Raw genomic sequence first — 7,990 nt, forward strand, 5'->3', positions numbered from 1 at the left:
ATAAAAAATGTGTAGAGTATTATAACTTCCGCAGTAGTAACGATGTGGTGATTAAAAGTGGTGAAGAGTGGTCATACGGTATTTATGAATATCAGCCATCTGATGACCCTAAAGAGCAGCTATCGGCTTTAGTAATGCAAATTAAGTTTGATAATAATAAAGTAGATTGTTCTGGTCAGAAGCAAGATCAGACAGGTGATATTTCTCAATATTTCGTGCAATGGAAAAATGACCATACTATTAATTTCTGCTCAACGGCTAAGGGTGAGCAATGTTTCGCAACTTTACGCCGAATGTTGCCATAAACAAGTAGATATAAAAAAGCCTCTTATTTAAGAGGCTTTTTTATATGAAGCATATTATGCAGTTTCAGCTTTCTTTTCTTCTTCCACTTGCTTTAACAAGTGTTTTTCAAGGTAATGAATGTCCATTGCTTGAGAACAGAAGTTTTTATCCTGCAAAATAAGATCTTTATGTAAAGGAATATTGGTTTTAATTCCTGTAAGGATCATTTCATCTAACGCTTGACGCATGCGGGCAAGTGAAGTTTCACGATCTTTACCATGAGCAATCAATTTTGCAATCATTGAATCGTAATATGGCGGAATGCTATATCCAGGATAGATATGAGAATCTAAACGAATACCCGCACCACCTGGTGCATAGAAACTTTCAATTTTACCTGGTGAAGGTAAGAATGTTGTTGGATCTTCGGCATTGATACGACATTCAATGGCATGACCACGAACTTCAATATCTTCTTGTTGAAGCTCTAAGCCTAAACCAGCTGCAATACGTAATTGCTGTTCAATAATGTCAACCCCAGTTACCATTTCAGTTACAGGGTGCTCAACCTGAACACGAGTATTCATTTCAATGAAGAAGAATTCACCATCTTCAAATAAGAATTCAAACGTACCAGCACCACGATATTGCATTAACTGACATGCGTGTACACAGGCTTGTAAAATATCAGCACGTGCTTGTTCCGGTAGATTTGGAGCAGGAGCTTCTTCTAACACTTTTTGGTGACGACGTTGTAATGAACAGTCACGGTCATATAAATGAATCGCGTGGCCATTACCATCACCCAAAACTTGAACTTCGACATGGCGAGGTTTTTGTAAGAAGCGTTCCATGTACACGGTATCATCGCCGAACCACATTTCTGCATCACGTTGAGCCGCTTGAACTGACTCAAGTAGTGTGTCTACACGTTCAACGATACGCATTCCACGACCACCGCCACCAGCTGCTGCTTTAACAATAAGCGGGAAACCGATTTCTTTCGCTTCAGCTAATGCGTTATGGATAGTTACAGCATGGTCACAGCCAGGTACCGTAGGTACGCCAGCTTTTTTCATTGCAACAATTGCAGAAACCTTGTTACCCATTAAACGGATATGTTCTGGGCGAGGGCCAATAAATGTGAAACCTGAGCTTTCTACAATTTCAGCAAACTCGGCATTTTCCGAAAGGAAGCCATAACCTGGATGAATTGCATCGGCACCAGTAATTTCTGCAGCAGTAATAATTGCCGGGATGTTTAAATAGCTGTCACTACTTGCACCCGGACCAATACATACTGCTTCATCAACGAAACGTAAATGCATCAAATCTTTATCGGCATCTGAATAGATACCAACAGTTTTGATTCCTAATGTTTTGCAAGCCCGGGTAATTCGTAAAGCGATTTCACCACGGTTTGCAATTAAAACTTTTTGCAACATAGATGTCCCCGGGGTATTACGCGCGATAACGGAATAAAGGTTGACCGAATTGGATCACTTCACCATTTTTCACTAAAATTTCTTCAATCACACCGCTTTGAGTTGCTTCAATCGGGTTCATGATTTTCATTGCTTCAATAATACCCAAAGTCTCACCAGCAGATACTGTTTGACCTACTTTAACAAATGGTGCTTCGCCTGGGCTTGGAGCAGCATAGAACACACCAACCATAGGAGAAGTTTCAACTGCTCCACGTGGTGTTTTTGCAACAGGTGCTTCAGCAACAGGAGCTGCCGGAAGTGCTACACCAGCCGCAGCAACGACAGGATTGCGACGAGTTAAAGCGATCGATTGATCACCTTCTTTAACTTCAATCGCTTGCAAGTCAGACTCAATCATTAAATCGATGAGTTTCTTAATTTTGCGGATATCCATGGGCGACTATTCCTGAACTAGTTTGGGTTAGATGGTTGAATTTTTTCAATAGCGTAATCGAGTGCAAAGCTATAACCTTTTGCGCCTAGACCACAAATCACGCCAATTGCTTTGTCTGATAAATAAGAGTGATGTCTGAAAGCTTCACGTGCGTGAACATTTGATAAATGTACTTCAATAAAGGGAATGGCAACGCCAAGTAAGGCATCGCGTAAAGCAACTGAAGTGTGGGTGAGGGCAGCAGGGTTAATAATAATCAGTTTTACGCCTTCTGTTTGTGCCTGATGAATACGGTCAACAATGGCACCTTCCCAGTTGCTTTGAAAAGTATCTAGTGTAATTGAGGCTTGTTCAGCTTGAGCAATAAGTTGTTGGTTGATATTGTCTAGGGTAAGATGACCATATACTTCTGGTTCGCGTTTTCCCAGCAAATTCAAATTCGGTCCATGAATTACCAAAATGGTCGAACTCATTCAGATTGCTCCAGCTCTAAAGTTGCAAATAATCTTTGCAAGATGTCTGCAAAGTTTGCTTATTATGGCATATGTTTCTACAAGTTTTTTATAATTTCTTTTAATTGTCGCAGAAAGGGTACACCAAATTCGGCTTATATATTGTAAATTTTGCGACGAATTAGCAATGTTAAAAAATGACAAAATTTCAAGTAATTTAACGGAACTTATTTTAAACCGAATTGACAAAAACAGTTCATGTATTTTGTGTAACGGGGGTATAAGCATCTTCAATCGTTAACATTTCATTCCAGCGAGTTAGGTAATTTTTTGAGCGATGACATTGTTTCATTTGCCAAGATGGATTACGTGAGTGATATCCAACTTGTAAATAGTGACTACCAAAGCGCTTACGGACTGTACCTAAAGTTTCCATCAATTGTTGTCTTTGATGAATAAGTTCCAGAGGCTGCCATAAATCATCAATATGTTGCTGACGTGCGTGTAGACCACAAAATAATACTCCAATTTTTATATAACTTTTATTTTCTTTATATAAAACATCAATTTGCTGCATCGCTACTTTAGTAAGTATGCATAAATCATCTGTTGCATAATGAAGACCAATTGCCTGAGATGTGGCTTTTTTATAGGGTGGTTTGTCGGTTTTTTCATAAAGCATAACTTGAACACAGGCACAAAGTTGTTCTTGTTTCATTAAACGGCGATGTGCCCGGTTAAGGTGAAAGATAAGTGCTTGTTTAATAATCTCAATACTGGATAAAGCTTGAGCAAAACTTCGTGATGCTAAAATCCGTTTCGTTGGAATAGCTGGATCATCAAGTTGAATACAGGATTGGCCTTTTAGCTCACGAATAGTGCGTGCCATGACCACAGAAAATGCCTTTGCCATATGGTGTTCATTGGCAAAAGTTAAGTCTAGGCATGTGTACACCTCATAACTTTGTAGCTGTTTGACTAATTGATAGCCGATTCCCCATACCTCTTTGACTGATGTCTGTTGCATGAGGTCTTCCATAATTAATGGATCTAAGGTGATGAAATTACATACTCCTTTAAAACTTTTAATTTTCTTAGCATAGTGATTGGCAAGTTTTGCTTGTGTCTTTGAATATCCAATTCCAATGCAACAAGGTAAGCCTAACCATTTTAGGAGAGTGCTTCTCACTTTATTGCAGTAGTCAGAGATATCGATAGATTGGAGGTAAGGGGTGAGATGAATAAAGCATTCATCTATAGAGTAGGCTTCTAAATCATCTGGAGAGAAAAACTCACCGAGAACAGCAAAAAAACGGCGGGACATCTCGGCATATAAAGTGTAGTTGCTTGAATAGACTTGAACGCCTGCTTGTAAAGCATCTTTTTCAATTTGGAACCACGGTACGCCCATTTTAATCCCTAAAAGTTTTGCCTCTTCACTACGTGAGACCACACAGCCATCATTATTAGATAAAACAACTACAGGTTTATCATTGAGTTTAGGGTTGAAAAGACGCTCGCAGCTAACATAGCAATTATTAATATCAACCAGTGCATAAACTTCACGGTGTGAGATATCTTTCATTATTTCATCCCCTTACTCATTAACTGAAATCTGCATTTTGAATTTGTAACATAATCAAGTTAACAAAATTACGGGCTGATATCTAGGGGAGTTTCAGTTGTTCGTCGAAATTATAGATAGGAGATAAAATCTATGAAATGTCAGTTATTGATATGGAAATGTCTGAAAATGATAAGTTTTAATTGGTTATGATCGGAAACATAAGAGCTATATTTAATGGATGAGTTGAGTCTTTTAAATGTAGTAATGCGTATAACGCATTTGTCTTATGGGTCTTTCAAGCTGTCTTTGTTAATAAAGACAGCTTTTTTTATAATACGCTTAAGTTTTTTTAGAGTTTGGCTTGATTGTAGCACTCGAGATTAATGCATTGTGCACTCAGTTCTATGATTTGATCAGGGGCTAATTGAAGTTTTTCCCATTTTTGCATTTGCTGAAATAACCAATGGAAATCTTCAGGTTGGGGAGCCGCATTTTCTTTAACCAAGTACTTTACAATATTTTGAATCATATAATATTTATCGACATGTACTTCTTCAGAGCAGTGAAATCGGACAATCCCAAACTCGACCAATAACTTTAAGACAGGTGCAAAATCTTTTAAATTACTCAATTCTTTTTGAGCTTTCATAATTGCCGTTGTAAGGGCAACTAAGGTTTGAGGATGTTGTTCAGCCCATTCTTGAGTTACTGCGAGAACTTTATCTGCCACATTGGGAATAATGTCTTGACTTGAGCAGACGATTTTACTTAAACCTAAAAGTTCACCTTGAGTATTCCAAGGCTCTCCCACACAAAAACCATCAATCACATGGTTATCTAAAGCTTCGACCATATACGGTGGCGGAAGTGCTTTGAGTTTGAGCGTTTGAGCTGTTTTAGAGTTTGCCAAAGCAAGCCATTCTCTTAAACAATAATGATGGATTGAATGTTTAAATACATGGGCTAAAGAAAGAGTATGATCTTGTTCAATGTATTGAGTAACTTTTTGGGCGGTAGTTTGTGCATTATCGTTTTCTTTAATAGCCAATTGATGAATTAATTTTTGGCTTAAGCTGATAAAAGCACGGTTTTTACTTAAAACGAGCGGGGTTTGCAGTGCAATACCAATTTGGTCTGCACCCATTGCTGCTGCAGGGAGCATCGCAGATAAACAATGTGCAGCGTCTAATAAACCAAAAGCTAAACGGTCGCGTAGACTTGCCCATGATGCTTCTTTGACTAAGGTAACATCTAAATCGACTTCTTCGAAGAAACCTTGCTGCTTTGCCCAAAGTAAAGCGATGCAATCAAGTAAAGGAATATAGCCGAGTTGCAATTGAGTCTTTTCTAATTTGCTCATTTATTCATCCTTTAGTTGATCATTTAGTAATTTTTGAGCGTCAAGTAAACGCCGTGCCATTTCTCCAATCGTTATACGGTGACTCATGGCATTTTTTCTGAGTAATTGAAAAGCTGTGTCTTCAGGTAAACCATGCAGTTGCATGAGTAGCACTTTGGCCTTTTCAACATCTTTACGGTCTGCCAGTTTGGTTTGAGCTTCTTTTAAGTCACCTTCGAGCTTTTTATGTTTTTTATATTGCTCAATTGAAATCTCTAAAATGGTATGTAAGCGGGCGGGGTCTATGCCATCTACAATATAAGCCGTTACGCCTGCATCTATAGCTTGTTTGATGGTGTCTTTATCTGAATTTTTAGTGAATAGAACAGTTGGTAGGTCATAGCTACTCACACAACTTTCAATAATGTCACGATGGGGATGATCCATATCGAGCAAGATGACATCGGCTTGTAAATCTTCAAGACGAAAAATATTTAAGTGGTCCAAAGTAAGGCAGGCAACCACTTCAAAGTCATTTTCAAGCAGACTATTTTTTATATAGTCGGCCCGCGCATGATCATCATCGATAAGAGCTATTTTGAGTTTTGGCATAAGTTCAGAAAATCAGGCTAAGAAAATGCGCCAATTCGACGCGTTTTTTGTTATCAATTTTTAAGCAAGATTAGTGCCATCCAAAATTAAACAAAAAATCAGACATGAGTGGTCCTTTACTATGCTAATGCATTGTTTTGATCAATATTGGTGCAAAAAAGCGATTCATTTTGTGGCAAGACTTATTTTTGTTTAAACCATATAGACGAGCTGCAATAGTGCAAGGAAAATTAAATATTCTTTTTGGATAAAAACGGGTTTTATTTTAAGTATATGAAAATAAAAATAAAAAAATTATTAATATTAATTTGAAAAAGAATTGGCATGCAAAATGCTTGGTTAATTACAGGTCGAAGACGACCATAAGTTTTAAAGACGGCCAACGATGTCCGTTCTGATCGAATTTGTGAGTGCAATTGTACACACAGAAAATTTACGTTCAGTCGGAGTGAAGGTTATGTCTTTATTTTTATTGCATAAAAAAGTTACATCTGAATTAACTAATTTTTCAGTTTCAGCGATGCGAGCCTTCCGTATGAGGGGGCTCGCTTTTTTTATTTGTTTTTATGACTTTGCTATGCATTGGGTGTCGTCAACGAGTGGAAAAAATGGGTTCCAAGCAGCTATACGCTTTGTGATGTTGATACGTTTCTCGGTAGAGCACAAGGCAAAACAACAATGTCTATTTGAGAACGCAAGAACGCAGCTTAAAAGCAACGTGATTTGAGGAGAAACACTATGAAATTGGTAATGATTGGTCATGGTATGGTGGGCCACAAATTCATCGAAGCCATTTTAGAAAAAGCAGATGATGAATTGGAAATCACGATTCTTGCAGAAGAACCTCGTATCGCATATGACCGCGTGCATTTGACTGAATACTTCTCAGGGAAATCGGCAAAAGATTTATCTTTAGCACGCTTTGATTTTGCCGATGCGTATGGCATTGACCTGCGTTTAAATACTAAAGCAGTGGCGATTGATACGACTGCACAAACCGTAACAACCAATCATGGTGATGTGATTAGCTATGACAAGTTGGTGCTGGCGACTGGTTCATATGCATTTGTTCCACCAATTCCGGGTAATGACCGCGAGAACTGCTTTGTTTACCGTACCATTGAAGACCTAGATGCCATTCGTGCAGCAAGTTTAAAGGCTAAAACAGGCGTAGTAATTGGCGGTGGTTTACTTGGACTTGAGGCAGCCAAAGCATTACGTGATTTAGATTTAGAAACACACGTTGTTGAGTTTGCACCACGTTTGATGGCAGTTCAAATTGATGATTTAGGAGGCAAGGTTTTACGCCGTAAAATTGAAGATTTAGGTGTAAAAGTCCATACACAAAAAGCGACTCAGTCTATTGAGTCTGGGGTAAATACCACTCATGTGATGAAGTTTGCCGACGGTAGTGAACTCGAAACTGATGTGATTTTATTCTCTGCAGGGATTCGCCCACGTGATGAGCTTGCGCGCAACAGTGGGCTTGCGATTGGTGAGCGTGGCGGTATTGTAATTAATGATTATTGCCAAACATCGGATCAAAACATTTATGCCATTGGTGAATGTGCGCTTTGGCAAAATAAAATTTATGGCTTGGTTGCACCGGGCTATGACATGGCGCGTATTGCAGCAAAACACATTTTAGATGAAGAGTGTCACTGCTTCGCTGGCGCAGACATGAGCACCAAGTTGAAGTTGATGGGCGTTGATGTTGCTTCTGTTGGTGATGCACATGCCATGACCCCAGGTGCATTAAGCTATTTCTATGCAGATGAACATGCACTGGTTTATAAAAAGATTGTTGTAAATGCCGACAAAACCAAATTGCTTGGCGCGGTTTTAGTGGGTGAT

The 7,990-nt window shown here is 38.7% G+C and carries 8 protein-coding genes and 2 pseudogenes; 4 read left to right on the forward strand and 6 right to left on the reverse strand.

Going from position 1 to position 7,990, the window contains the following annotated elements; all coding sequences use genetic code 11:
• A pseudogene (locus C1642_RS19325) lies at nucleotides 1-305 on the forward strand (hypothetical protein); the annotation flags it as partial.
• Between the two features lie 54 nt (nucleotides 306-359).
• On the opposite strand, the gene accC reads toward C1642_RS19325, so the two are convergent.
• From accC to C1642_RS12845, 4 genes are all read right to left on the reverse strand, one after another.
• Nucleotides 360-1,730, reverse strand: coding sequence for an acetyl-CoA carboxylase biotin carboxylase subunit (gene accC / locus C1642_RS12830; RefSeq protein ID WP_000939648.1), 1,371 nt, complete (start codon nucleotides 1,728-1,730; stop codon nucleotides 360-362).
• Between the two features lie 16 nt (nucleotides 1,731-1,746).
• A complete protein-coding gene (gene accB, locus C1642_RS12835) occupies nucleotides 1,747-2,166 on the reverse strand; it encodes an acetyl-CoA carboxylase biotin carboxyl carrier protein (protein WP_000354611.1) in 420 nt (139 codons plus the stop codon).
• A 17-nt stretch (nucleotides 2,167-2,183) separates the two neighbouring features.
• Nucleotides 2,184-2,639 (reverse strand): type II 3-dehydroquinate dehydratase, encoded by a 456-nt coding sequence (aroQ, locus tag C1642_RS12840; RefSeq protein ID WP_000099412.1) that lies wholly within the window; start codon nucleotides 2,637-2,639, stop codon nucleotides 2,184-2,186.
• Nucleotides 2,640-2,874: 235 nt separating this feature from the next.
• Entirely contained in the window at nucleotides 2,875-4,203 is a 1,329-nt protein-coding gene (locus C1642_RS12845; RefSeq protein ID WP_103236406.1) for a Y-family DNA polymerase, read from the reverse strand.
• 216 nt (nucleotides 4,204-4,419) lie between these two features.
• Between C1642_RS12845 and C1642_RS12850 the strand changes: the two are divergent.
• Nucleotides 4,420-4,538, forward strand: a pseudogene (locus tag C1642_RS12850) (hypothetical protein).
• Here the strand turns inward: C1642_RS12850 and C1642_RS12855 are convergent.
• Together C1642_RS12855 and C1642_RS12860 are read right to left on the reverse strand one after the other, a co-directional pair.
• Complete coding sequence (locus C1642_RS12855; RefSeq protein WP_103236407.1) at nucleotides 4,535-5,545, reverse strand: ABC transporter substrate-binding protein; 1,011 nt, start codon at nucleotides 5,543-5,545, stop codon at nucleotides 4,535-4,537. The pseudogene C1642_RS12850 and the gene C1642_RS12855 sit on opposite strands and share 4 nt — an antisense overlap.
• Nucleotides 5,546-6,136 (reverse strand): ANTAR domain-containing response regulator, encoded by a 591-nt coding sequence (locus C1642_RS12860; RefSeq protein ID WP_001125253.1) that lies wholly within the window; start codon nucleotides 6,134-6,136, stop codon nucleotides 5,546-5,548.
• 385 nt (nucleotides 6,137-6,521) lie between these two features.
• On the opposite strand from C1642_RS12860, the gene C1642_RS12865 reads away from it, so the two are divergent.
• Nucleotides 6,522-6,863, forward strand: a complete 342-nt coding sequence (locus tag C1642_RS12865; protein WP_032018386.1) for a hypothetical protein — start codon at nucleotides 6,522-6,524, stop codon at nucleotides 6,861-6,863.
• Between the two features lie 11 nt (nucleotides 6,864-6,874).
• A partial coding sequence (locus C1642_RS19330; RefSeq protein WP_228153867.1) for an FAD-dependent oxidoreductase occupies nucleotides 6,875-7,990 on the forward strand: 1,116 nt, incomplete at its 3' end.

The organism is Acinetobacter sp. AKBS16, from assembly GCF_002899995.1.
GTDB lineage: Bacteria > Pseudomonadota > Gammaproteobacteria > Pseudomonadales > Moraxellaceae > Acinetobacter > Acinetobacter baumannii.